Annotated in this window: 19 protein-coding genes; 12 read left to right on the top strand and 7 right to left on the bottom strand. The window is 35.3% G+C overall.

The annotated features are described in order from the left end of the window. Positions 1–2,300: SprB repeat-containing protein (locus CHB81_RS26835; RefSeq protein ID WP_176427512.1), on the top strand; the 2,300-nt coding region annotated here is incomplete at its 5' end. Positions 2,301–2,351: 51 nt separating this feature from the next. Then, positions 2,352–3,203 carry an outer membrane beta-barrel protein gene (locus CHB81_RS09805; protein ID WP_089351721.1) on the top strand — a complete coding sequence of 284 codons (852 nt, stop codon included), beginning with the start codon at positions 2,352–2,354 and terminating at the stop codon, positions 3,201–3,203. 120 nt (positions 3,204–3,323) lie between these two features. Here CHB81_RS09805 and CHB81_RS09800 read toward each other — a convergent pair whose 3' ends face one another. The 6 genes from CHB81_RS09800 to CHB81_RS09775 all read right to left on the bottom strand — a co-directional run bounded on the left by CHB81_RS09800 (position 3,324) and on the right by CHB81_RS09775 (position 9,110). Further along, complete coding sequence (locus tag CHB81_RS09800) at positions 3,324–3,746, bottom strand: MgtC/SapB family protein (protein ID WP_089351720.1); 423 nt, start codon at positions 3,744–3,746, stop codon at positions 3,324–3,326. Between the two features lie 94 nt (positions 3,747–3,840). Continuing rightward, positions 3,841–5,061 (bottom strand): ABC transporter permease, encoded by a 1,221-nt coding sequence (locus tag CHB81_RS09795; RefSeq protein WP_089351826.1) that lies wholly within the window; start codon positions 5,059–5,061, stop codon positions 3,841–3,843. Beyond that, positions 5,048–5,809 (bottom strand): ABC transporter ATP-binding protein, encoded by a 762-nt coding sequence (locus CHB81_RS09790; RefSeq protein WP_089351719.1) that lies wholly within the window; start codon positions 5,807–5,809, stop codon positions 5,048–5,050. Before CHB81_RS09790 ends, CHB81_RS09795 begins: the two co-directional genes overlap by 14 nt. Positions 5,810–5,835: 26 nt before the next feature. Further along, positions 5,836–7,110: an efflux RND transporter periplasmic adaptor subunit gene (locus tag CHB81_RS09785; RefSeq protein ID WP_089351825.1), complete on the bottom strand. Its 1,275-nt coding sequence runs from the start codon at positions 7,108–7,110 to the stop codon at positions 5,836–5,838. Positions 7,111–7,120: 10 nt separating this feature from the next. After that, positions 7,121–8,461: a TolC family protein gene (locus tag CHB81_RS09780; protein WP_254921040.1), complete on the bottom strand. Its 1,341-nt coding sequence runs from the start codon at positions 8,459–8,461 to the stop codon at positions 7,121–7,123. 280 nt (positions 8,462–8,741) lie between these two features. After that, positions 8,742–9,110 (bottom strand): helix-turn-helix domain-containing protein, encoded by a 369-nt coding sequence (locus CHB81_RS09775; protein WP_089351717.1) that lies wholly within the window; start codon positions 9,108–9,110, stop codon positions 8,742–8,744. A 156-nt stretch (positions 9,111–9,266) separates the two neighbouring features. On the opposite strand from CHB81_RS09775, the gene CHB81_RS09770 reads away from it, so the two are divergent. The 9 genes from CHB81_RS09770 to CHB81_RS09730 all read left to right on the top strand — a co-directional run bounded on the left by CHB81_RS09770 (position 9,267) and on the right by CHB81_RS09730 (position 22,139). After that, positions 9,267–9,797 carry an NAD(P)H-dependent oxidoreductase gene (locus CHB81_RS09770; RefSeq protein WP_089351716.1) on the top strand — a complete coding sequence of 177 codons (531 nt, stop codon included), beginning with the start codon at positions 9,267–9,269 and terminating at the stop codon, positions 9,795–9,797. A gap of 651 nt (positions 9,798–10,448) precedes the next feature. Beyond that, positions 10,449–11,081: a nitroreductase gene (locus CHB81_RS09765; RefSeq protein ID WP_089351715.1), complete on the top strand. Its 633-nt coding sequence runs from the start codon at positions 10,449–10,451 to the stop codon at positions 11,079–11,081. Positions 11,082–11,113: 32 nt separating this feature from the next. Next, complete coding sequence (locus CHB81_RS09760; RefSeq protein WP_089351714.1) at positions 11,114–12,634, top strand: aspartate aminotransferase family protein; 1,521 nt, start codon at positions 11,114–11,116, stop codon at positions 12,632–12,634. Next, a complete protein-coding gene (locus CHB81_RS09755) occupies positions 12,612–15,053 on the top strand; it encodes a GNAT family N-acetyltransferase (RefSeq protein WP_089351713.1) in 2,442 nt (813 codons plus the stop codon). Before CHB81_RS09760 ends, CHB81_RS09755 begins: the two co-directional genes overlap by 23 nt. Positions 15,054–15,070: 17 nt before the next feature. Next, entirely contained in the window at positions 15,071–16,411 is a 1,341-nt protein-coding gene (locus CHB81_RS09750; protein ID WP_089351712.1) for a lysine N(6)-hydroxylase/L-ornithine N(5)-oxygenase family protein, read from the top strand. A gap of 348 nt (positions 16,412–16,759) precedes the next feature. Further along, positions 16,760–18,592 (top strand): IucA/IucC family siderophore biosynthesis protein, encoded by a 1,833-nt coding sequence (locus tag CHB81_RS09745; RefSeq protein WP_089351711.1) that lies wholly within the window; start codon positions 16,760–16,762, stop codon positions 18,590–18,592. After that, positions 18,592–19,998 carry an MATE family efflux transporter gene (locus tag CHB81_RS09740; protein WP_089351710.1) on the top strand — a complete coding sequence of 469 codons (1,407 nt, stop codon included), beginning with the start codon at positions 18,592–18,594 and terminating at the stop codon, positions 19,996–19,998. Before CHB81_RS09745 ends, CHB81_RS09740 begins: the two co-directional genes overlap by 1 nt. A gap of 198 nt (positions 19,999–20,196) precedes the next feature. After that, entirely contained in the window at positions 20,197–20,439 is a 243-nt protein-coding gene (locus tag CHB81_RS09735; protein ID WP_089351709.1) for an acyl carrier protein, read from the top strand. Positions 20,440–20,750: 311 nt separating this feature from the next. After that, the gene (locus CHB81_RS09730; protein WP_089351708.1) at positions 20,751–22,139 is read left to right on the top strand and encodes an AMP-binding protein; all 1,389 of its coding nucleotides are present in this window, start codon (positions 20,751–20,753) and stop codon (positions 22,137–22,139) included. A gap of 83 nt (positions 22,140–22,222) precedes the next feature. On the opposite strand, the gene CHB81_RS09725 is transcribed toward CHB81_RS09730, so the two are convergent. Further along, entirely contained in the window at positions 22,223–24,562 is a 2,340-nt protein-coding gene (locus CHB81_RS09725) for a TonB-dependent receptor (RefSeq protein WP_089351824.1), read from the bottom strand. Positions 24,563–25,018: 456 nt separating this feature from the next. Here CHB81_RS09725 and CHB81_RS09720 point away from each other — a divergent pair, with 456 nt between their 5' ends. Then, positions 25,019–26,134 (top strand): PepSY domain-containing protein, encoded by a 1,116-nt coding sequence (locus CHB81_RS09720; RefSeq protein ID WP_089351707.1) that lies wholly within the window; start codon positions 25,019–25,021, stop codon positions 26,132–26,134. Positions 26,135–26,138: the final 4 nt, after the last annotated feature.

Here is a 26,138-nt window from a genome sequence, read left to right as displayed (position 1 = left end):
CAACTGCAACAGGACTTAGCGGAGGAACTTATACCGTAACTGTAACAGATGCTAATAGCTGTACTTCAACTCAAACCGTTACTATAATAGAACCTGCTGCTCTTACTGCTACAATAGCTCCAACAAATGTGAGCTGTAACGGAGGAACTACAGGAGCTGCAACCGTAACTGCAAATGGAGGAACTGGTACTTATACGTACTTATGGGCGCCTTCTGGCGGAACTGCTGCAACGGCAACAGGACTTAGCGCAGGAACTTATACAGTAACTGTTACCGATGCAAATAACTGTAGCACAACACAAAGTGTTTCTATTACTGAACCATCTCTTCTAACAGCTTCTATTACAGCTCACACAGATATTACATGCAACGGATCTAATAATGGATCTGCAACTGTAACAGCAAATGGCGGAACTGGTACTTACAGCTATGCTTGGTCTCCATCAGGAGGTTCAGCCGCTACAGCAACCGGACTTAGTGCAGGAATTTATGCGGTAACTATTACTGATACAAATAACTGCAGCACAACACTAAGTGTTACTATTACTGAACCAGCAATTTTAGTTGCAACAACGACACAAACTAACGTTACTTGTATTGGAGCAACAGACGGATCAGCAACAGTAACAGCAACTGGCGGAACAGGAACCTATACTTATGCATGGTCACCTTCTGGAGGTACTGTTGCAACTGCAACAGGACTTAGCGCAGGAAACTATACTATAACTATTACGGATTCAAACGGATGTATATTTGCAAAATCAATTAGCATAATCACAATTCCTGATGTAACAGCACCAGTACCTAATGTAGCAAACCTACCAAGTATTACGAGCAGCTGTTCAGTAGTATCAACTCAGATTCCTATTCCTACAGCGACTGATAACTGTGCAGGAATAATTACTGCAACAACTACTAATCCGTTGACTTATAACGCTGTTGGTACGTATGTAATTACATGGAGTTATGATGACGGGCATGGAAATATTTCTACTCAGAATCAAACTGTTAACGTTATAGCTTCTCCTTTAAATCAGGTAACTTTTAGCAATGCTGCATTTACTTATAACGGAAGTCTTAATACCTTACAGGTTGCCAATCTTCCTGCCGGAGCCACAGTAACTTATGCTACAACTCCAACAACAGGAACAGCAAATGGTGCAATCAATGCAGGTGTTTACAATATCACTGCAACAATAACACCGTCTGCAAGCACGCCAAATTGTTCTCCTATTACTCTTACTGCACAGCTTACCATTAACAAAGCTGCACAACAGATTACTTTTGGAGCAATTCCGGTGAAAACCCTTGGTGTAAACAATACCTTTACTTTAAATGCAATCTCAAGTTCAGGATTGGCAGTAACATATTCATATGTATCACCTACTTCCCTACCAGCTGCAACAGTGCTTTCGGCTACAGGCGTAGTAAACTTATTAAGACCGGGTCAAATCGTAATTATTGCGCATCAGATTGGAAACAATAATTATTTGCCAGCCACAGATGTTTCACAAGTTCTTATTGTTAAGAATAATAATGTAACAGTGACAAGTATCACTATTGGTTCTCATGTATTTCAAACTCCTTCAAAAAGTCTAAAATATGTAATGGTATGCGATGAAAACAATCCTGTTATTTCTATTTTGAATGAAACAAATGCAACGATTCTTCCATCAGCTAACTTTAGTATCAATACGCCAAAACCGGGAATTTATACACAAAACGTGAGTATAACATCTGAAGATGGAAGCGTAACAGAAACCTATACGATAACTGTAGAAAAACCATTTGCGTTCTTTGATATTGTACGTCAAAAATTCAACAACGTTCTTCTTGTTAACAACAATCCTCACACCAATGGAGGTTATGAATTTGTTTCTTACGAATGGTTCAAGAATGGGCAATCAATTGGAACAGGTCAATATTATACGGCAGGAAATGCATTAGGAACTACACTTGATCCTACGGCTGACTATAGTGTAAAAATGACTACCAAAGATGGAAAAGTACTGCAAACTTGCAACAGTAAAATTATACTGTCGAAAACAGCAGAAGTTAAACTTTATCCAAATCCAATTCAAACAGGAAAAACAATTACAGTTGAAGCAGATATCCCTTCAGAAGAATTGGCTAATATGCAAATAAGTCTTTATTCTGTTAGCGGTGAATTGATTAAAACAGTGAAATCGTCTACAATTCAAACTGAGATAGAATTACCTCAGGCAGAAAGTAGTATGTATATTGTGGTTGTTGAAACTCCAAATATCAAGAAAACACTAAAAGTACTTGTAAAAAAATAAAATCTGCCAGTACTATTTCTATAATAGTACTGGCATAAAAAACAATTAAAGATGAAAAAATATATAATTAACTATATAGCATCAACAGTACTGATTATAACACTTTTAGGAAGTTGCCTGAAGGGATATGCTCAGGATAAAAAGCAGGAAATATCAATTTCTGTAGCAGGTCCGTTTTCATTTCTTAATTATAATACCGTTGGAGAGGTAGTGCCCGGAAACGGAATCAGTGCCGGACTTCGCTATTCGTATTATTTAAATGAAGGCATAAGTGTAGGTATTGGTGCAGAATATCAGACGTATAATTCGGATCTAAAATTCTCTTATCTTTCAGGTTACTATACAACAATTGATGCCGAAAATGAATCTTTTCAATTCAGATACAAAGCAACTGATCTGAGAGAAAAACAAAAATTAGGCTATGTAAATGTTCCTATAACAATTCAATATGAAAATCCGGGGCCTACAAAATTATATCTTGCTGCGGGAGTTAAAATAGGATTCGCAGTAAGCGGAAGCTATGAAACAAAAATGGAGAATCTTACCACTAGTGGTTATTATCCGCAATACAATGTAGAGTTATTTGGTCCGGCATTTGCAGGATTTGCAAGCACAGACGACATCAAAGCAGGCAAACAAAATCTGGATACAAAGACCTCTTATTCTGCAACATTTGAAACCGGTCTAAAACAAAAAGTTGGAGACAGAAGTTCTATTTATATTGGACTTTATCTTGATTATGGATTAAATGACATAGTGGATAAAAATAACAACAAAAATCTGGTTCACTATAATCCGGAACTACCTGTACAGCTTCACTACAACAGTGCGTTGAACACGCCTTATACAAATGATGTAAGATTAGTTTCGTACGGACTTAAACTAAGATATGCTATGAGATAAATCTTTCTCAAAAGCAAAATTTAAAAGCCGATTTTCAATAAGAAAATCGGCTTTTTTATGTTTAATTAAAATTCTACAACTTGTGTCGTTAGGTACAATGGATTGGTAATAATAGAGCTGCTATTTCCTGTTTCTCAACCAATTCTCTACCGGTTCAAGAACTGTATTTACGATCACGACCAAAAACGTACAAATCAAGGCCTCGGCAAAATAACCTGAAGCAGCAATACAACCAATAGCAGCGCTGCACCATATAGTAGCCGCCGAATTTAATCCGTGGACATTGGCACCTTCCCTAAAAATAACTCCCGCACCTAGAAAACCAACCCCCATAACAACCTGAGCCGTAATACGAGTAACATCAATATTTGGTGCAGTTCCGGCAACTTTTATAGACAACAATACAAAAGCTGCTGCACCGGTTGCAACCAGCATATTTGTTTTAAGGCCAGTTTCCTTATGATGCCATTGTCGCTCAAAACCTATTAATAATCCAGCGAATAAAGCAATTACAAGACGAGTTAGAAATTCAGTAGTACTCAAAATTATTGTTTTTTATAGATTTATAATTTCGTTATCAAAAGCAGATTCACTTTACATCAAATAAATTTAAAAATAATAATCCAAACTTCAAATATTATTCAAAATGTAGAGCTTCAATAGGATCTAATTTTGATGCTTTTAATGCAGGATAATATCCAAAGAAAATTCCCGTGATTGCACAAACTAAAAACGAAAGAATAACCGAAGATTCAGAAATTAAAGTGGGCCAGTGCAAAAAGAACTGAATCAATTCTGAAGCCACTATTCCCAGAACAATTCCAATTAATCCGCCAGTAATACTAATTAATATTGCTTCAACCAAAAACTGCAATAAAATATCCCTTCCGTTTGCTCCAATAGACATTCGCAATCCAATTTCTTTCGTTCTTTCGGTAACCGAAACATACATAATATTCATAATTCCGATGCCGCCAATTAAAAGAGAAATTCCAGAAATCGCCGTTAGCAAAACCGTCAATAACTGACTTGTAGAACTGAACGTATTGATTAATTCCGCCTGAGTTCGTACTGAAAAATCATCTTCATCTTTAACTTTCAAGTGATGTGCCGTGCGCAAAATTTGTTCAATTTCATCTGTGGCAAATTGCGTTTGACTTTCGTCAGAAGTTGAAGCATAAATATTTTGCAGGTAAATAGAATTTGTTATTCTTTTTTGCACCGTACTATAAGGCGCAATAATAATATCGTCCTGATCTTGTCCAAAAGCATTCTCCCCTTTTGATTCTAAAACCCCAATAATTCTAAACGGAATCTTATTAAACCGGATTACTTGCCCAATTGGATCTACTCCATACGGAAAAATATTATCCACCACAGTTTGCCCAATAAGACAGACTTTGTTTGCCGTATGAATATCCGATTCTCTAAAAGCAATTCCTTCTTTTAACGGCCAATCTCTAATTTTTAAATAATCGACACTTACTCCCTGCATACTTGTAGGCCAATTGAGCGCCCCGTTTATAGCTTGCCCTTTGCTTGATACTGCCGGAGAAATAGCGTTTAAATGTTTTGATTCTTTTTTAAGAGCGTCAACATCACTAAGCGTTAAGGTTTGTACGCTCGATATATCCAAACGCGCACCGGCACTAATATTACTATTTGGCCGAATCGTAATCATATTCGAACCCATACTCGACAATTGATCCTGAATACTTTTTTTAGAACCCTGCCCAATAGCAACCATTGCAATTACAGACGCCACGCCAATAATAATTCCCAGCATTGTCAATAATGCCCGGAGTTTATTACGGCGCAAAGCCTTTAAAGCGATCAGAAAAAGATTAGCTATTTTCATATTTATAATCTTCATCTACATGAAAATCTGCCAGCATTTGTTTGGCCAATTTTATGTTTGGGTTATTAAAATCTTTAATAATTCTTCCGTCACGAAGCATCACAGTTCTATTGCTAAAAGCTGCAATATCAGGTTCATGAGTTACAAAAATTATCGTTTTTCCCTGGGTATTCAATTCCTGAACCAAAGCCATAATTTCATAAGATGTTCTGGTATCTAAATTTCCTGTAGCCTCATCAGCAAGAATCATTACAGGATCGTTTACTAATGCTCTTGCAATGGCAACACGCTGCTGCTGTCCTCCCGAAAGCTGATTGGGAAAATGATCCAGACGATCGGCAAGTTTTACCGCTTCTAACGCCGAAATTGCTCTTTCTCTCCTTTCTTTAGTCGAAACTTTAGAATTATACAATAAAGGAAGTTCAACATTTTCTATTGCCGAAGTTCGCGCCAATAAATTATACGATTGAAAAATAAAACCAATTTTTGAGTTTCGTAAGGCTGCCAATTCATTTTTGGATAATGATTTTACATTAACTCCATCCAGTAAATAATTTCCATCAGAAGGCTTATCCAAACATCCCAAAATATTAAGCAATGTCGTTTTTCCTGAACCACTACTTCCCATAATAGTCAGGAACTCGCCCTCCATAACATCAAACGAAATTCCTTTTAAAGCCCTGACAGTTTCAGATCCCATCGTAAACTCCCTTTTTAAATCTTGTATTTCAAGAATCTTTTTTCCCATTACAATTTATTTAGAATAGAATCTTATTATCTTTTTCCACCACCGCCTCCGCCGCCACGTTTTGGCATAAACGGACTTGAATCTGCTCCTTTTGAACCCTTAGCTTGTTTTAAGGAATTAACACCCGTAATAATCTCGTCCTGCTCCGTAATTCCTTTAATTATCTGAACATTAATATCATCATCCAATCCTATTTTGATGTGTTTAGGAATTATTGAATCTCCTACCCTTTTCCAAACAATTGCTTTTTTGTGATCCAGATTATCAGGTACTTTAGCATTCGATTGTCCGCTTTCATTTTTACTTTGTTTACCATTTCCACCATTATGATTCCCTTTATGCTCACCCAAATACAATTTTCTAATTTTAAATTGCTTTCCTAAAGTCGAATCAGGCTGAAAAGCGATTGCTTTCGCAGAAATAAGCAAAGCATTTTTGACCTCATTCGTATAAATAACAATATTAGCCGTCATTCCGGGTTTTAGCTTCAAATCATTATTAGAAGCATTAATAATAGTCGTATAAGTAACCACATTTGATGAAATCATGGGCTGCAAACGTACTTCGATCACCGTACCTTTAAAAACATCATCAGGAAAAGCGTCAACCGTAAAAGTCGCGTTTTCTCCAATCTTTACATTCCCAACATCTGCTTCATCCACAGACGCCTGAACTTGCATTTTGGTAAGATCTTTGGCAATACTAAATAAAGTTGGCGTGTTTAAACTCGACGCTACTGTTTGTCCTTCGCTAACTTTTCGGGATAAAACAGTGCCATCAATAGGGGAAAAAATATTAGTGTACGAAAGACTTTTTTGTACCGATCTTAATTGTGCCCCAACACTATTTACATTGTCTTTTGCTACTGCATATTGGTTTCTTGCCGTTTCAAAATCGGCCCTGCTAATTCCTCCTGCATTGTACAACTCACTTTGTCGATTAAAATTAGATTGCTGATAACTCAGATTATTTTTTGCTAATTGCAAATTTGCTGTAATCTGCTGCACTTGTGCAATGAATAACGATTGGTCGATTTGAGCCAATAATTGCCCTTTTTTAACCACCGAATTAAAATCGACAAACACTTTTTGTATCGTGCCCGAAACCTGAGTTCCCACAGCAACAGTATCAACAGGCTGAATTTTTCCCGTCGCAGTTACACTTGTGGCAATATCTCCATAATGTGGTTTTTCGGTAATCAATTCTACTTTATCACCATCTTTATGAAAAATAAAGTATCCTATACATCCTATAAGTAACACCCCAATGATGATGATGATAATTAATTTACTTTTTTTCATTTTGCCCTTTTTATAGTTTGATTGGATCTCCTTTATAGAAATCATATATTTTTAAACTCACTACAGCATTGTATTTCGATTGTATGAAATTTTGAAAAGCCTGAACATATAAATTCTTTTCCAGAAGATAATCGACCGTACTAATACCGCCCAATCTCAATTGTTCATTTGCAATTCGATAATTTTCAGTATTGGCGTCAAGCTGTTCCTGAGCAGCTGTAAACTGAGATTGCGCATTTAGTACATTGATATAAGCCTGTTCTACTTTTTGCGAAAGCACCGTTTCAGTATTCGTTAAATCCAGTTTTGACTGATCAATTGCAATTTTTGATTTTTCGACACTAGTTTTCGTGATTCGGTTATTAAATACCGGAACAGACAACGAAAGTCCCACACGCTGATAAAAATTATTATCAATTTGCGAAGGATAAGGCGTGCTTTGGTTATCAGAATATCCCGAAGCCAAAGTTCCGCTGGCGCTAAGTGTAGGTAAAAAACCAGCCTTGGATTTTTGTAATTCCAGATCAGCAGCTTCCTTTTCAATCTGACTGCTTTTTATTTCCGGCCTTTGTTCTAAAGCAGTTTTCTGAGCTTCTTCCAGATTTACAACAGGCAAATTAGGCTCTAAAGTTTCAGGTTTCTGAATATTTAAATTATATCCTGACGGAAGTTGCAGCAATTGTTTTAAAGTCAAAATAGTCTGACGTTCGCTATTTTGAGAAGCAATTAAATTATAATTATCCGTAGCCAACTGTGCTTTCAGTAAAACATAATCTTTTTTGGCGATACTTCCGGCATTGTATTTTAACTCTCCTAATTTGAGTTGCGCATTAGAAGTTTCAACAATTTCGTCCAAATAAATACTATTTTCTTTAGCCAGTAAAATAGTCAAATAAGCTTGTGTGATTTGAATGGTGATATCATTCTCAGCAGCTTCTGCATTAAATTGCGCCGATTTTGTAAAGAGTTCTTTCTGTTTTATATCATTATTTAGATAACCTCCATTATACAAAACCATCGACGAACCCAACGAATAGTTTCCTGCAAAACTAGATTGCGTCTGAAAACCGCCAACAACCGGATCTGCATTTTTAGCATTCGTAAATGTCTGTGAGGCGTTACCCAAAAGATTAGGATATCTTGCTGCTTTAGACAACAACAAATCCTGTTCTGTAGATTTTGTCGTCAAGCGTAAAGTATTAATCTGAATATTTTGCTGCTTAGAATAGGCAATACATTGTTCCAAATTCCATACTGCCGGTAACTGATTTTGTTCAATAGTTTGCCCATTAATAGGCAAACAATGAATAATAAAAATTACCATAAAAGTACTTATCATAAATGATCTCATACCTGAATTTAATTTAAATTAAAAAATAAATTGTAACCTGAGTCCTAGATAGTAAAACTGCTTTTACGCCTATTATGGATTTGATTTAAAAGGGAGAATTTGGTAGGTAATTCATCATAAGTTGATATAAAATGAATTACAATATCAAATGTAGTGATTATTGTAACACTTTTACCGAGGCAAAAATATTTCAGTCATAAATAAACTATAAATTAATTTAAAAGAAAACTTAACAAAAAAGGAAGTATATTCAAAAATAAAAAGCTTCTAAAATAGAAATTTAGCTTTCTGCTTCGACAGCCTGATTTTCTAAAATGCTTTTTAATTGCGGTGCAAATTCCAATCCCCATTTATCAAGAGCAGAAATTAAAGGCAAAAGAGATTCTCCCGTTTCTGTTAGATAATATTCCACTCGTAAAGGGATTTCATTATGAACCGTTTTTCCTAAAAGTCCATGAAATTCCAATTCTTTTAATTGGTTTTGTAATACACGTTTTGTAATTCCGGTAATAACATTCACAAGATCCTTGGGACGTTTTATGCCTTTTGAAATTTCATCCAGCAAACAAAATTTCCATTTAGAACCAAATACTTCCATAGCCACAATAAGTCCACAAGTATAATCAATAGGTATTTTTCGTTGATACATAAAAAATCATTTAGAACTACAAAAGTAAAACAATTACAGTTTTTACAGGAAAAATCCATAGTGATTAATTAATCCCTATGTGACTAATTCATCCCTTATTGTATTATTAATTAACGAGTTCGAACTTTGTAACTGCAAATTTTAATCCTAAAATCAATGAAAACACTTGTAATTATAATTCATCCTGATCTCGAAAACTCTGTAATAAACAAAAGATGGATCGAGGAATTGAATAAATATCCAGATCAATACACATTACATAATTTATACAGTCTTTATCCTGATGAAAAAATTGATATTAAAGCCGAACAGCAATTAGTAGAAAATCACGATAAGATCATATTTCAATTTCCGCTTTATTGGTTCAATTGTCCTCCGCTTTTTAAAAAATGGTTGGATGAAGTCGTAATCTCAGGATGGGCTTATGGCAGAGAAAGCAGTTATAAATTAGCCAATAAAAAAATTGCTTTAAGTATTTCTGCAGGAATTAATAAAGAAGATTACAGCACAGACGGAAGATACAAATATACCCTCGAACAACTTACAGCACCATTTGAAATCACTTTTGATTATATCAAAGCCGATTATAAACCCTTATTTGCTTTTTATGGAGCAGAACATGATTTAAGCACAGAAAAAGTCGAAAAAAATACGAAGGAATATATCTCATTTCTGGAAGCGTTGTAAAACTTATCGCAATGACAAATCTTTGTCGATCAACTAATGTGATTTCTCCCTTCGCTCGAAATGACAAAAAAACGCTAAATAACAAACAACAAGAAATCTCTAAATCATTCCTCCGGAATTTTTTAGACAGTTCCACAGGAACAAAACATATTGTAGGGATGGATTTTAATCCATCATTCGCAATCAAAACAACAAGAAGCCTCTAAAACATAAATTTTAGAGGCTTTTTAATTTTTAGATATTTGTGACAAAACATCCTGTTTTTCTCTCAAATATTCCTTCTCAACCTCCATTTCTAGCGCCTTTATCCACATTGTAAGAATTTAAAAATAAAAAGTATTTTTTACATTTATTTTTCTGAAACAAAACCTTCAAACTTCCCTCTTTAAAAAAAAATTTCGGCTATAAAAACGCAATCTCATTTAAATACAATTACCTGATAACAAATACATTATATGTTAACACAAAATATACTTAACGTTAATATGTACGTTCATTCGTATATTTTTTTCAGATTTATTTTTTTTAATGAGATTAATTTATACTTTTGCTTTATACTATTCTTATTTATTCTAAATAAGACTTACTTACAAATTCATTTTATTCAATAAAGATAAAAAAGAATTTTCTTAAATAATTATCCGAAAACATATGAAAATTAAGAATAAATACAGTAAAATCAAACCGTCAAATTCTCTTTATAAACTGAAAAAAGTGTCAAAGAATATTCGTGAAAGAAGAAGCATTTACGCCAATCAGTTTATCAAAGGAGAAATACCGGAATTGCTGCTGGAAGAAATCTTGATTAATGCAACCTGGGCTCCTAATCATAAAATGACAGAGCCATGGAAATTTATTATTTTTAGAGGTAAATACCTAAGGAAGTATGGAGAATACATGGCGGATTATTACAAGGATTTCTATAGTGAATTGTCACTTGAAGATCAAAAAGACAAACTTTCCTATCTCGAAAACTATCCATTAAATGCCGCTTGTATGATTGGTGTAATTCTGGTAAAAAACACCAAAATTGCCTTGCCCGAATGGGAAGAAATTGCGGCAGTTTCTTCTGCTGTTCAAAATATAGCGCTTACCTGCACCGCACATAAAATTGGCAGTTATTGGAGTACCAAAGGAGTTGCTATCGATTATGTCGCAAAATTTGGTCTCTCGGAAAATGAAAAATCATTAGGGCTTCTCTATCTCGGCTATTATCCCGAAGCCCTAAAACCATCCACAAAGAAAAGAACCCCTCTATCTAAAAAAGTCGTTTATCTCGACTGAATTATAACTAAAACCCTTAAAACAACTATTTTATGAATACCACATTGATCCGTACAGAAGTGTCTGCCATAGGAGTCCAGCCGGACCAGGATTTTTACAAAGACATTTTCCATCAGAATTCCGGCACCGAATATGCTCAGGCTGTGAAATTAGCACAAGAACGTGTTTCAGATTTCCTGAAAAACAATAAAAAACCTTTCAGCGGAATCAAACCCGCAGAAATTAAAGCTAAAATTGATAAGGTTGATTTTGAAATCCCACTACCCGATTACGAAAGTCTGCTTGATGAAGTCGATGAACTTTATGTTAACCACGCCACCGCTTTTCATCTTCCGGAATATATAGCGCACTTAAATTGCCCTGTTGTAATACCCGCACTGGCTGCAGAAGTTATAATAAGCGCCATAAATTCATCACAAGATACCTACGACCAAAGTGCCGGCGGAACTTTTATAGAAAGAAAATTAATTGACTGGACTAGCGAAGAAGTTGGTTTTAAACATGGCGATGGCGTTTTTACCGCTGGAGGATCTCAAAGTAATTTAATGGGCTTGCTTTTGGCAAGAGATTATTATGCATTGAAATATCAAAAATGGAATATCAAACTTGATGGACTTCCGTCTGATGCATCCAAATTCAGAATTTTTGTATCGGACAAAGCACATTTCAGCAATCATAAAACGACATGGGTTTTAGGTCTTGGCGAACAAGCAATCATAAATGTTGGCGTAGATCAAAGATACCGCATGGATCCTGAAAAACTGGAAAAAGCCATCGCTGACGAAATCGAAAAAGGAAATATTCCAATTGCCATCACCGCTACTGCCGGAACTACAGATTTTGGTAACATAGATCCTTTAAAAGCAATTGCCAATATTGCTGCAAAACATAAATTGTGGTTACATGTCGACGCTGCTTATGGCTGTGGATTGCTCTTGACTGAGAAACAAAGGCATTTATTAAACGGAATTGAACTGGCAGATTCCGTAACGATCGATTATCACAAATCATTTTTCCAGCCCGTGAGCAGTAGTGCGTTTATTGTAAAAAATAAACTTCACCTCAATATGATCAAGCACCATGCTGATTATTTAAATCCAAAGGAGCAAAATTACGATGCACTTCCTGCGCAGGTTAATAAATCGGTTATACAGACAACACGCCGTTTTGATGCGCTGAAACTTTGGTTTACCCTTCGTTATATGGGCAAGAAAAAGTTGGGACAATTTACTGACACTTTAATTGAAACTACCCAACAAACTGCCGCATATCTTGAATCTGATCCTAATTTTCAATTGTTATGTCACTCTGATATTGGTGTTTTATTATTCAGATATCTTGACGGACCACTTGAATCCAACTCTTGTGAAGTCAATAAATACATCAAAGAAAAACTCTTTTTTAGCGGTGAAGTTCTAGTAGCCAGCACCAAAGTAAATGGAGAATTCTATCTCAAATTCACGATTTTAAATCCGCTTACAACCCTAAACGATATTAAAAACATTCTTAACCTTATAAAACAAAACGGAAATGAATACCACAGACTTAACTAATTTACAGCAACTGGCAGAACAAGTAAATTACAAATCTCTTCTTAATTGTTATTGCAGAGAATTCAACAATTGGAGCCGTTACGAAGGAATTCCGAAATACGATCAGACTTTGGCTGATTTCATGCAAACAATCAACCACTGCTCTTTTCTAAGATTTGACTTTAGCACAATTGGTCAGGAAGTTTTTGCTCCTTTACAGTATTTTTCTGAAAGTGGCGTACATACTTTTGGCTTTCCTATAGTTTCACGCGCTATTGAAACGGACGAATTCAGAGAAATAAATCCTATCGAATTTACGGCACTTGTTGCTGCTTATTCTAAAACAGAATTTCCTGATGTAGACGCTGTTCCTACGCAAAAACGCATGCAAAACAGTATTGAAAATCTGGCACTTTATCTCGAGCATTATAAAAATAGTGATCGTTCTGCCAACAATCCTGAACAAACATTTATCACATCTGAACAATCTCTGATTTTAGGACATACCGTACATCCTTTACCAAAAAGCAGAGAAGGATTTACCAAAGACGAATTACTTCAATATTCTCCTGAAACCGAAGGAAAGTTTCCGTTACACTTTTTTCTGGTTCACCCTGAAAATGTAGTCGAAAAAAGTGCCGAAGACTATTTGATGACCGATTATCTGAGAAAAGAAATTTCAAAATATGCGACTAAAGAAGCCAAAGAATTATTGGATTTCTATACACAATACAAAGTAGTACCTGCACATCCTTGGGAAGCCAATTATTTATTGGATCAAAAAGAGGTGAAAGAAATGCAATCTAAACAGCTTCTTTTCAGTCTCGGACAATTTGGACCTTCTTATGCAGCAACTTCTTCAGTGCGTACGGTTTATAATTCGGAAAGCGAATGGATGTATAAATTTTCTCTTCATGTAAAAATCACCAATTCCTTCCGTGTCAATTATCTTCATGAACTTAATCGTGGATATGATTCGGCACAATTAATGAAAACTGATTGGGGAAAAGGCATTCAGAAAGACTATCCGCAAATTCACCTTATTACTGATCCTGCTTATATTACGGTAGTTTATGAGGATAAAATTATTGATGGTTTCAGCACCAGTATTCGTCAAAATCCTTTTCATGGAGCAAATGCCAGTAAAAATGTTACCCTTGTAGCTTCACTTTCACAAGATGGTGTTTTGAATGAATCACCCAGAATATTAAATCTTATTAAGGAAGCAGCCAAAAGACAAGATGCATCCGTATCTGAAACTGCCATAGCTTGGTTCAGACAATATCTGAATATTAGTATCACGCCTTTGATTGGGATTTTTAATAAATACGGTTTTGGATCCGAATTTCATCAACAGAATGTTTTGGTTGAATTTGACGAAAATCTTTTCCCATCAAAACTTTACTTCAGAGACAATCAGGGTTATTTTTTCCGTCAGGGAAAAGTAGAAGAACTGGAACGTTTAATTCCGGAATTTGGGAAAGACAGCCGATCTTTTATTGCCGAAAAAAGAATTATTGACTTCTGGGGATATTATCTATTAATCAATCATTTGTTTGGGATCGTAAGCATTTTGGGCAAAACCAAACTTGCTGACGAAAATGTATTGCTTGACATCATCTACGAAACTTTAAAGAAAGAAGAAGAATCAGATACTACAGGTTTAGTTTCACATTTTACCGAAAGTGTAAAATTGATCGTAAAAGGAAATCTCCTGACGAGTTTAAATAATATGGATGAAGCAAGCGCGCCGAGAACAAATCCGGCAGTTTATAAAACATATCCAAATCCTTTAAACAAACACTTTTTCTCTAAAAAACTGATTCAGCCCAAAGAAAACACAACCGTTTTCAGTCGCTTTTTCGAAAAAGAAAATGTAACCATAACCTTGCGTCCCGTAGATCTTGACAAAGATTTAGAGATGCTCCACGAATGGTTTCACCGCGAGCATGCTTTGAAAATCTGGCAAATGAACTGGCCAATTCGTGAGTTGGAAGCATTCTATCGCATGATGCTTCCCGGAGGTCATTCGCACAGTTATATTGGCGAAGCAAATGGCGTTCCAACTTTTAATATCGAAGTGTACTTGCCAAGCCGAGACATTGTTGGTGAATATTATGACGCATTACCCTCAGATTATGGAACACATCAATTTATTGCGCCAACTGATCCGAAATTAAAATACGGTTCTCCGGCAACACAATCTATGATGGATTTTGTTTTGAGTGAACCAAAAGTAGGCAAAATGGTTGGCGAAGGTTCTGTAGATTCAATTGCATCGATGATGAACAAAGCTCACGTTGGATTTAAGATTCAGAAAGTAATCGAAATGCCACATAAAAAAGCCAATCTAAACTTCTGTTACAGAGAATGGTATTGGGCAAAATTTCCTGCTGCCAAAGAGTTTCAAAATAATACGGTTTCGGCACCTCAAGTTTAATCCCCAAAAAAATAACAATGAGTACAGAAAAAATATATTCAGTAATAGGCATCGGAATTGGACCTTTTAATCTTGGACTTGCCGCGCTTATCGAACCTGTAGAAGATTTATCAGCACTATTTTTTGATCAATCAGAAGGTTTTGACTGGCATCCGGGACTTATGTTGAACAATGCGACACTTCAGGTTCCGTTTTTGGCTGATTTGGTAACAATGGCTGATCCAACAAATAAATATAGCTTCCTTAATTATATCAAAGAAAGCGGACGAATCTATAAATTTTACATTCGTGAAAACTTCTTTATTTACAGAAAAGAATACAACGAGTATTGCAAATGGGTTGCTAATCAGTTGTCAAACTGTAAGTTCTCTCACAAAGTAGTATCTGTAGATCATGTTGATGGCGTTTATAAAATAATGGTCATCAACACTCAAACTTGCATTACGGCTACTTATTATGCAGAGAAAATTGTTCTGGGAACAGGAACTTCGCCACATATTCCGGGATTTATAAATCAGGAAGCTTTGCCAAATGTAACTCATGCTTCGAATTATTTGCCTTTCAAATCTCGCATTCCAAAAAATGCATCAGTGACTATAATTGGTTCCGGACAAAGCGCCGCCGAAGTTTTTCGCGATCTTTTGCCTGCAACCGAAAATGGTTTACAACTGAAATGGTTTACGCGTTCGTCACACTTTTTCCCTTTGGATAATAAATCAAAGCTGACTTTAGAACTTACTTCTCCTGAATATGTAGATCATTTTCATAGTTTATCAGATGAAAAACGCAAAAACCTTTTAGACAAACAACACGGACTCTATAAAGGTATCGATCACGAATTGATTAATGAAATTTTCGATAGTCTCTATGAAATGAGTTTAGAAGATACACCACTTAATGTTGAATTACGTTCGAATATGCGCCTTACTTCGGTTAATGAAGATTCTGATGGTTCTTATTCACTTGATTTCATGCACACAGAACTTGATCAGCCTTATGAAGATCAAAGTGATTATGTAATTCTGGCAACGGGTTACAAATACAAAGAACCCGCTATACTTTCGGGAATTGCAAACAAAATTGGTCGTTTACCAAATGGATTATTCAAGGTGAACCGCAATTATACCATTGATAAAAACGGGACGGATATTTTTGTTCAAAATGCTGAATTGCATACGCATGGACTTTCGACTCCGGATTTAGGAATGGGCGCTTACCGAAATTCCTACATCATAAACCAAATCGCAAATCGCGAAGTATATAAGGTCGAAAAACGAATTGCATTTCAACAATTTGGTGTACAAAAATCTACATCAGAATTAAGGGAAGCTAAAGTTTTGGAACTGATAAACGAGTAACACATTGTGAATAATTATTTAACACATAGAAACATAGTCTCGAAGCTCAATGTCATTAAACTAAGTTTTTAGAAAAATAAAATTAGTGCAAATCAAATCCGTTTTTATCTGCGTTTTTACGAAGTAAATCTGTTTTATCCGCGTCAAAATTAGACGCTGATTTTACTGATTCGCTAAAGCGAAAACGCTGATAAAATCAGATTTTTCTAATTACTTTCCTGATTAAACGGTTAAGTAATTCTATAGATTTCCCCTTAACTTAATGACTAAAACTATTTCTCTATATGTTAAAATTAATGACACCCAAAATTTAAACGAATCATTAAACAATTATAAAAAATAATCAGAATGATAACCCCAGAAAACACCTTCAAAGATGCCCAGCACCTTAACGCTGCTGTTTGGAATCAGGTAAATCGAAACTTACTGGCAAAAAGTATTTCAGAATTAATGCGCGAAGATGTCGCAAAACCAGAAATAACAGGTAAAGACGAAGATGGTCTTACCCACTTTATTTTAAAAACCGATACTGAAAGTATTTACTATAGCTTTTCGGCATATCAACGATTTCTAAATTATTGGCATATCGTCAAAAACAGCATTTCCAAAATAGAATATGACGTAAAACTAGACCATGTTGATGTGCCTAATTTCTTTATCGAACTTCAGGAAACTTTTGGCATCAATTCTTTTACACTTGCCCATTATATCGAGGAATTGCTGCACACTTTATATGCTGATGCCTATATTCATTCGAACCGTCGTTTGCCTGCCGGAAAATTAGCCGATGCCGATTTTCAAACTATCGAACACAGTCTGGACGGTCATCCATGGGTAATTGTCAACAAAGGCCGAATTGGTTTTGACTCTGAAGATTATAAAAATTACACTCCAGAATCAGATCAAAAAACACGTTTGATCTGGCTTGCCGCTCATAAAAACAGAGCAACTTTGCATTTGCAAACCGATATGACGGATCAGACTTTCTATGAATATGAAATCGGGAAACAAAAACTGGATGTTTTTAGAAACAAATTAATAGAGTTAGAAGTTAACCCCGACGATTATGTTTTTATTCCGGTTCATTTATGGCAATGGCAGAATAAACTTGTGATGCAGTTTTCTAATGACATTGCTTCTAAACACCTTATTCCGTTAGAATTAACAGAAGATATTTACAGTCCACAGCAAAGTATCCGTACATTTTTTAACGAAAGTGCGCCACATAAACATTATGTAAAAACCTCAATGTCTATCTTAAATACAAGCCATGTCAGAGGTTTGTCGGCAAAACAATTGTCTATAGCGCCACGTCTTACGGCATATATAAAAGATATTCTGAAAAAAGACGAGCATTTACAAAAAATGGGCGTTCTGCTTTTGGGCGAAATGGTTTCGGTAACTTATACACATCCAAGTTATAGTAAAATTGTAAACACACCTTATCAGTACAATGAATATTTGGGTGCTTTGTGGCGCGAAAGTCCAGTGAATTCTTTAAAAGAAGGAGAAAAATTAATGACAATGGCAGCATTATTATATGTTGACAATAGCGGTAAAAGTCTGGTCGAAGAACTTATCGAAAAATCAGGACTTTCGACAGAACAATGGTTAAAGGCTTATATGACGGCGTATCTTAAACCAGTGCTTCAAATCTATTACCAACATTCTTTATCGATAGATCCGCACGGGCAAAATGTGATTCTTATCCTAAAAGATTATGTTCCAACACGAATTGCTTTGCAGGACTTTGTGGGAGATATTCTAATTAATGAAGAAGCAAAGAAAAAGCTGCCACAGGAATTTATTGAAAACATGTTTGTAGCTTCTCCAAATCCTGAAAATGCTCCGTTAACAATATTGATCGCCATTTTTGATGCATTTTTCAGATATCTGAGTGATGTTATGATTACTACCGCAAACTATTCTGAAACTGAGTTTTGGAATTGTGTTTACGAAATCATCACAGAATACCAGTCAGAACATCCTGAACTTCGGGACATATTTGACAAATACAATATGTTTATTCCTGAATTTAAACGTCTTATTTTCAATAGCCGACGTTTATATAACGGTTATGAAGAAACGGCAGGTTTTCCGCACATGAAAAAAAGCGGTTTTATTCCGAATCCGCTGCATCAATTGATTACTGAAGAATTATTAACAGAGAAAGAAAACTAATGAAAGAAGCAATTCTAAAAACACGCTCTTTCTTTGGTCTTTTAAGGCGTTCACTTGCCGGAAGCGAAAGTAACTTTACTTCGGGAAGTATCAACAAAACCATTATTTTGTTGTCTGTACCAATGGTTGCAGAACTCTTAATGGAATCCTTATTTGTGTGTTCCAATCTTTTCTTTGTGAGTCGATTAGGCACAAGTGCCATTTCGATCGCCGGAGCAACAACCACTTTTATCACCTTTTGTTATTCGGTTTCAATAGGACTTGGAATTGCAGCATCAGCCATGATTTCGAGAAGAATTGGCGAGAAAAAATTCAAAGCCGCCGGACAAACTGCAATGCAGGTAATTTATGTAACAATGCCCGTTGCGGTACTTATTAGTGTAGTTTGTACGATCTGGACAACCGATATTATGAGCGCCATGGGACTTTCTGACGCTATGGTTCAGGAAGGAACGCCTTACGGAATTGTCATGTTTGCGTCAAGCGGATTTTTAATTCTGCGTATCGTCATCAACGGAATATTTCGTGGTGTCGGAGATGCTTCAACGGCAATGAGAATACTTTGGGTTTCGAACGCGATAAACATTGCGTTATGTCCCATACTTATTTTTGGCTGGGGACCAATTCCTGCTTACGGATTACTTGGCGTTGGATTAGCAACTTTAATTGCCAGAGTTATTGGAGTACTTTATCAGGCTTGGTATCTTATAAGAGGCAAAACGGTTATGAAAATAGGATTGGCACAATTGGTTTTCAATCTTGCCATTTTCAAAAGAGTTGTAAAACTGGCTTTTGGCGGAACGGTTCAGTTTATTATTCCCGCTTCAAGTTGGGTATTTATGATCAAGATAATGTCTCATTTTGGCGAAAGCGCACTTGCAGGATATATTTTGGCACAAAGAGTAACATCTATTGCCACAATGCCCGCTTGGGGTCTTGGGAACGCAGCAGGAATATTAACAGGACAAAATCTTGGAGCAAAACAACCCGAAAGAGCCGAAAAATCGGTTTGGAGAGCCGGAATGCTCAACATGGGTTTTCTGGTTTTGATTGGAATTAGCTGGATTTTCCTCGCTGTTCCCATAGTCAAAATCTTCACCGATATTCCCGAAGTGATTTCCTTTAGTACGATGTATATCCATCTTATTTCTATGGCGTACATTCTTTTGGGATATACGATGGTTATTTCGAGGGCGCTCAACGCTGCGGGCGAAGTCAAGGTCGTAACCTGGCTTTATATTCTGATGTTTTACATGGTTCAGATTCCACTAGCCTATACTTTAGGAATCTCGTTTGATTTAGGATCAAATGGTGTTTTTACTGCCATTCTGGTTTCAGAAATTATATTGGCGGTTGCCTGTATTGTGATCTTCCGAAAAGGAAAATGGAAACATACTAAAGTTTAAGAATTAATCAATTTAAAGATTTTGTTTCACGCAGATTTAAAAAGGATTTAAGCAGATGTGCGCAGATTATTAGCTCAAAAAAAATCTGTTATAATCTGCTATAATCTGTAACCCGAGCGATAGCGAACTGGCGAAGCAAATCTGCGTGAAAAAATCAACACAAAATAAAATATCAATTTAATTTAAATAATAAAAATAATGAGTACAATAGAACAATTACACGGAGTATTTGCAAGAGCTTTTGAAATTCCTGTTGAAGCAGTAAACGACGAATTAGAATATCAGGCTATTGCCGAATGGGATTCTATGAGCCATCTAGTTTTGGTAGAAGAACTGGAAAGCACTTATAATATTTCTATCGAAATGGAAGATATTCTGGAAATGGGAAGTGTAACTAAAATTAAAGATATCCTTAAAAAATACGGATTCGAAATTAATTAAACAACCTGTTTGATGTGATTTTATTTAACACATGGTAACTAAATTAAGTTAAGCTTTTACAAAATCCCTTTGCGATCTCAAAGCAAAGCGCAATTCATAAAACTTTGTGAACTTTGCGTAATCCTTTGTGAACTTTGCGTAATCCTTTGTGAACTTTGCGGTAAAATTTTATTTGTCGAGTTACTCACGTGGGCTTCGACTCCGCTCAGCCTGACAAGATTGCGTTTAAAAAAACTTAACTTAATTTAGTTACTATGTGTTAAATCATCTTTTACGAATTACATTCAACAGATTAAAATAGACCAAAACTTATGGAACTATATGATTTAATCAGGAAAAACGAAAAACTGACTTTTACAGATTCCAGCACAGGACTTTCAAAATCTATTGCAGAAATGCATCAATCTCTGGAAATTGAAAATCTTCGTTCTGTCGTTTTTATCTACAACGATAATCAGTTGCCGGCAATCGAAACATTACTGAATTTTTATCAAAGCAGATATACTGTTGCCTTACTAGGAATGGGATTATTGGAGGATTTTAAGGAGAACTTAGAACAAAAATATACTCCCTACTATATCTTCGATCCTACCCGTTCTGAAATTGAAGGTTACACTGCTGTGAATGCTTCAGAAACGATAGTATTATTTAAACGAAATGTCAATTTAATTTATCCGATACATGCCAAAATCAAGCTTCTGCTGAGTACTTCCGGAACAACGGGTTCACCAAAATTTGTGAGGCTTTCAGATGAAAACCTGGTTCAGAATGCGAAGTCAATTATGGAATATATGCCAATTCGAACAGATGATGTTGTGCCTTTAAATGTGCCAATAAATTTTGTTTACGGCTTATCAATTTTCACCACAAATTGCATCAAAGCCAATCAGATTGTTTGCACAGATAAAGATGCTTTTCAGAAGGAATTTTGGGCGGATTTCAAGAAATATGGATATTCTACTTTAGGCGGAGTTCCTTATTTTTATGAGATGTTATACAGCATCGGGTTTTTCAAAAAAGATCATCCATCGCTAAGATATCTTACGCATACCGGCGGAATGTTAAACCATAAATTGATCGAAGCTATTGCAGATTTCAGCGAGAAATTCGGAAAACAATTCTTTGCACAATACGGTCAAACCGAAGCTTGCGGACGAATGGCTTATTTGCCGCCAAAAGATCTACTAAGAAAAGGAACTTCGATTGGAAAACCTGTCAAAAACGGAAGCTTCGAAATTGACAATGAAACCGAAGAACTTATTTATAGCGGTCCAAATGTTTTTGGCGGATATGCTAATGTTAGAGGCGATCTTCAGTTTTTTGAACAACAGGAAAAATTGCATACCGGAGACAAAGCCCGAAAAGACGACGAAGGTTACTATTATATTGTTGGCAGAATAAAACGAATTGTAAAATTATTTGGTGTACGACTTAATCTTGACGAAACAGAATTGCTTCTAAAAGACTCTCTGGGCGGACAAACATTTATTTGTTTAGGAATAAACGATAAACATTTGGCGGTTATGTACACGGACAAGAATTTGAACAAAGAGTTAATTCTGAAAGTCTTAAAAGCAAAGCTGAATCTTCATGCCAATTCTTTAAAAGTAATGCCTATCGAAGATGTGCCACTTACGCCAAACGGAAAAGTAAATTATCCGTTGCTTAGGGAATCTTTAGAGTCAGAGATTCTAGTGTAATAAATAACTATTATAAATATCCAAAAAAATCACCTCTATCAAAAACATAGAGGTGATTTTTTAGTTTTAACTAAAGTAAATTTTTAGAATTTTAAAGTCAGATTTACTAAGAAATTCGCCGGAGCCTGTGGCGCTCCCCATGAACTCCAATATTTTTTATTGCTTAAGTTATTGATTTTAACTCCCACTCTCCAGTTGGATTGCTCATAGAATAAAGTCTGATTGTAAATAGTGTATGACGGAATATAAAAAGTATTCGCTGTCGACATATAACTTTTGTCTACATAATTTGCTCCAACACCAATACCAAGACCTTTTAGAACAGTTTGAAATTTATATGAAGCCCAAAAGTTTACCACATCTTCAGGCGCATCTTGTGCTTTATTGCCTTCGATAGCTTTGTTTGCCGCATTTGTTTTTACGATACGATTATCATTATAAGCATAACCTGCTGTGATGTCTAAACCAGGAAGAGGATTTGCCAAAAATTCAAATTCAACACCTTTACTTACCTGTTTACCATCTTGTTGATACACTAAATCTGCTTGTCTTATTACAGCGTTATCATTCGTAATTTTATAATAACTAACCGTAGCACTTAATTTTTTATTAAACAATTCCGTTTTGATACCTGCTTCATATTGATTGGCATAAAGCGGATCTAATATCAATTGTTCTCCTGAAGGTTGTGTAACAGGAGCTAAATTCTGAAATCCATTCATGTAATTTCCAAAAACAGAAACCTGATCTTTCACAACCTGATATACAATTCCTAATTTTGGAGACAAAGAGTTTTGGCTGTAACCTGGCACAGTTCCGCTTTCTTTTCGATCAAAATTATCCAAACGTAAACTTGCCATTGCATATAATCTGTCTGCAACACCCAACACATAAGACGCATATCCACTAAAAGTATATTCGTCTCTTCCCGCTCTGATAACTGGAGCCAACAATACTTTATCAATTTCGCTTCTTCTAATCGGAGCAAAATTCGTTGCAACGTCAATTGTTCTAAAAGGAGCTGCTTGAGTTGGCGTAGACGAAAAAGTATCCGTATAATACCTGTAATTGGCACCAACCAATATTTTATGTTTTAAAATTCCGGTCGTAAATTCACCATTAATATTTTCCTGAACATTGGTATAATTACTCGAAATAGGTCCAAAAAGCGTCGCACGAATCGTAGCCGTAGTTGGCGAAGTCCACGTTGGCAAAACCTGATAACTATAATCTAAATCTTCATTTACATAAGAAAACAGAGTGGTCGATTTCCAACGATCGGATATTTGATATTCAGCCTGAACAAATGCTTTTGATGAAGAAGATTTTGCATCGGCATCATCATAAACCAATGACTTTCTGTAATCTAATTTTATATCTGCAGCATTAGTAATTCCTGATGCAGCGGTAATCGTTGGGAATAATGGTTTGGTATTATTCACCTTAAACAACTCAGCATCAATATTGAAAGTAAGTTTTTCACTTGCTTTAAAAGTAATACTTGGCGTAAAAGAAACCGTTTTATTAAACCCATAATCCAAGAAACTTTTCTCGTTATTAACAGCCGCATTAAGTCTGAAAAGTACATTTTTATCTTTGGTCAAAGGAGTATTTATATCAACCGTAAGTCGGTTCAAACCAAAACTTCCTGTTGTATAAGAAACCTCAGTCGCTGATGCTTCAAAAGGCTTTTTAGTAACCAAATTAACAACCCCTCCAAAAGAAGAAGCAGAAGAACCAAATAAAGTTCCCGAAGGTCCTTTTAATACCTCAATTCGCTCAACATTGGCAATCCCAACAGTCGATCTTCCGGACAGTGTTTCCATTCCGTTTCTGGAATTAATCCCAACCGTAAAGCCTCTAAAAATAACCGCAAATCCACCTGACGGATAATTAAGCGGCACAACTCCGGGTGCATTTCTTATGGCTCCCGCAACATCAGTTACAATTTGTTCCTGTATAAGTTCTTTGTGTATAACATTATAAACCTGAGGATTTTCTATGTTTTTAAGTGGCATTCTCGCAACATATTGCGTTTTTTTAGAAATAAGACTTTTTTTATTAGTAATCACAACCTCCTGCAACTCTTTATTCGAAACCCTTAATTGTACATTTATGATCTCTATTTTATTGTTTTTAACCATAACTTCTTTTTCTGAAGTTTCATAACCTGCAAGAGAAATTTGTAATGTGTATCTATTCTCTCTTACTCTGTTAATTTCAAAATTACCATCTTCGTTGGTAGTGGTACCGTATTTTGAATCTTTAAGTGTTATATTGACATCTGATGCCGGTTTGCCATCAGAAGTTGTGATTTGTCCTTTTATTTTTCCGTGGTTTTGTTGTGCAAAAGACGAAAAGACCGAAAATAAAAGATTCATAATAAGTAAAAACTTTGACGTTCTTAAACTAAGATATTTCATTGATTTTGGATTTTGGTTAGTATTTTTGTCTTTATTTAGAATCAATAAAAACAGTGCAAAAATAGAAATTAATAGTTGTTTAACAAGTATTAATTCTATTTTATTCGATAGAATTGTCTTTCCTATACACTTCTTTACACTGAACAAAAATGGTTTTATCAATTTTATCGGTGTCAATAAAGTAATCTTCAATTCTTCTGAATAGTTGCGAATACCAGTAATATCAATGAATTTAACAGGTAAATTACCTTTTTAAGGTCTTCCACTTTTTTATTTTATACTAAAACTCTGAAAATTTCACTTAAAATTAAAAAAAGAATATTTTTTTCGAAAGATAGTCTATATTAAGTCTAAATAAGTATAAATTTGTGGCAGAATTTTCGAATAAACGAGCAATTCTTTTGTAACACCATCAAATTACCAAATAGAATTGACTGATACTGGAAAACAGCATATATGAAGAAAGGATTTAAGAAAAATATTGGCCTATTGCATTTATGGTTTGGACTTGGTTCCGGATTAATTGTTTTTATCGCTGCACTAACGGGCAGTATTTTGGTTTTTGAAAAAGAAATTGACAAGGCTATAAATCCCGAATATTATAATGTTACCACAATTGGCAAAACAAAAAAGACTATAGATTACTGCACAGACATACTTCAGAAACAATATGCTATAAAAAAAATCACCCGAATTTATACGTATAATGATCCTTCGCGCACCATGCAAATTTTGGGAAAGGATTCAGATAAAAAAGCACAATTTTTTTCTATTGATCCTTATACGGGAAAAGTTCTGGCTACAACTCCACAAGAAAGCAGGTTTTTTGTTGTGGTTTTATCCATACACAGACAATTGTTGTTGGGAGAATCGGGCGAAATTATCATGGGAACTTCTTGTTTGATTTTTGCTTTTATGCTGATTTCAGGTCTTATATTATGGTGGCCAAAAAAAATAAAAAATCTAAAGCAAAGATTAACCGTAAAATGGAGCGGTTCTTTCAAAAGGGTTAATTGGGACTTCCACTCTACTTTTGGTTTCTATAGCTTTTTAGTTTTATTGATTATTTCGCTAAGCGGATTATCTTTTGCTTTTACCTGGTTTCAAAATGGTGTTTACTTTTTGACTGAAGGCACAACCAAAAAACCTTCGGCTAAAGTAGAAAACCCAACCAAAATAGATCCAAAACTCAACAATACTGCCTTTTACCAAAACATTTACAATAAGGCCGACAGCATTTTTCCGTACACCGGAAACATTCAAATTAGAATGCCGGCTGATACAGTCAACAGCATTTTGGTATTAAAAGAATATTCAGAAATTACGATTCCAAATCAATCCAGCGCGGCTTATTTTGATAAATATACCACCGAAGAAATTGAGGCAAGACCTTACAGTAAATTTACAACCGGAGATAAAATAAGACGCCTAAACTATCCTATTCACACCGGAAGTATTTATGGTTTGCCTACCAAAATAATCGCGTTTTTGGTTTGTCTTTTTGCGGTAACATTGCCTGTTACGGGGCTTATAATTTGGTTAGGAAGAAAGAAAAAGAAAAAAACTATTTAGTTAA

Origin of the sequence: Flavobacterium sp. ov086, from assembly GCF_900187965.1 — a bacterium.
Taxonomy (GTDB): domain Bacteria; phylum Bacteroidota; class Bacteroidia; order Flavobacteriales; family Flavobacteriaceae; genus Flavobacterium.
Note: the sequence above shows the minus strand (reverse complement) of the source record. Positions and strands in the feature narration are given on the sequence as shown.

Excerpts from the sequence above, each read along its gene's own strand:
- CHB81_RS09805 (WP_089351721.1), top strand. The coding sequence starts at position 2,352 with ATGAAAAAATATATAATTAACTATATAGCATCAACAGTACTGATTATA.
- CHB81_RS09795 (WP_089351826.1), bottom strand. The coding sequence starts at position 5,061 with ATGAAAATAGCTAATCTTTTTCTGATCGCTTTAAAGGCTTTGCGCCGT.
- CHB81_RS09790 (WP_089351719.1), bottom strand. The coding sequence starts at position 5,809 with ATGGGAAAAAAGATTCTTGAAATACAAGATTTAAAAAGGGAGTTTACG.
- CHB81_RS09785 (WP_089351825.1), bottom strand. The coding sequence starts at position 7,110 with ATGAAAAAAAGTAAATTAATTATCATCATCATCATTGGGGTGTTACTT.
- CHB81_RS09780 (WP_254921040.1), bottom strand. The coding sequence starts at position 8,461 with ATGAGATCATTTATGATAAGTACTTTTATGGTAATTTTTATTATTCAT.
- CHB81_RS09775 (WP_089351717.1), bottom strand. The coding sequence starts at position 9,110 with ATGTATCAACGAAAAATACCTATTGATTATACTTGTGGACTTATTGTG.
- CHB81_RS09770 (WP_089351716.1), top strand. The coding sequence starts at position 9,267 with ATGAAAACACTTGTAATTATAATTCATCCTGATCTCGAAAACTCTGTA.
- CHB81_RS09765 (WP_089351715.1), top strand. The coding sequence starts at position 10,449 with ATGAAAATTAAGAATAAATACAGTAAAATCAAACCGTCAAATTCTCTT.
- CHB81_RS09760 (WP_089351714.1), top strand. The coding sequence starts at position 11,114 with ATGAATACCACATTGATCCGTACAGAAGTGTCTGCCATAGGAGTCCAG.
- CHB81_RS09755 (WP_089351713.1), top strand. The coding sequence starts at position 12,612 with ATGAATACCACAGACTTAACTAATTTACAGCAACTGGCAGAACAAGTA.
- CHB81_RS09750 (WP_089351712.1), top strand. The coding sequence starts at position 15,071 with ATGAGTACAGAAAAAATATATTCAGTAATAGGCATCGGAATTGGACCT.
- CHB81_RS09745 (WP_089351711.1), top strand. The coding sequence starts at position 16,760 with ATGATAACCCCAGAAAACACCTTCAAAGATGCCCAGCACCTTAACGCT.
- CHB81_RS09740 (WP_089351710.1), top strand. The coding sequence starts at position 18,592 with ATGAAAGAAGCAATTCTAAAAACACGCTCTTTCTTTGGTCTTTTAAGG.
- CHB81_RS09735 (WP_089351709.1), top strand. The coding sequence starts at position 20,197 with ATGAGTACAATAGAACAATTACACGGAGTATTTGCAAGAGCTTTTGAA.
- CHB81_RS09730 (WP_089351708.1), top strand. The coding sequence starts at position 20,751 with ATGGAACTATATGATTTAATCAGGAAAAACGAAAAACTGACTTTTACA.
- CHB81_RS09725 (WP_089351824.1), bottom strand. The coding sequence starts at position 24,562 with ATGAAATATCTTAGTTTAAGAACGTCAAAGTTTTTACTTATTATGAAT.
- CHB81_RS09720 (WP_089351707.1), top strand. The coding sequence starts at position 25,019 with ATGAAGAAAGGATTTAAGAAAAATATTGGCCTATTGCATTTATGGTTT.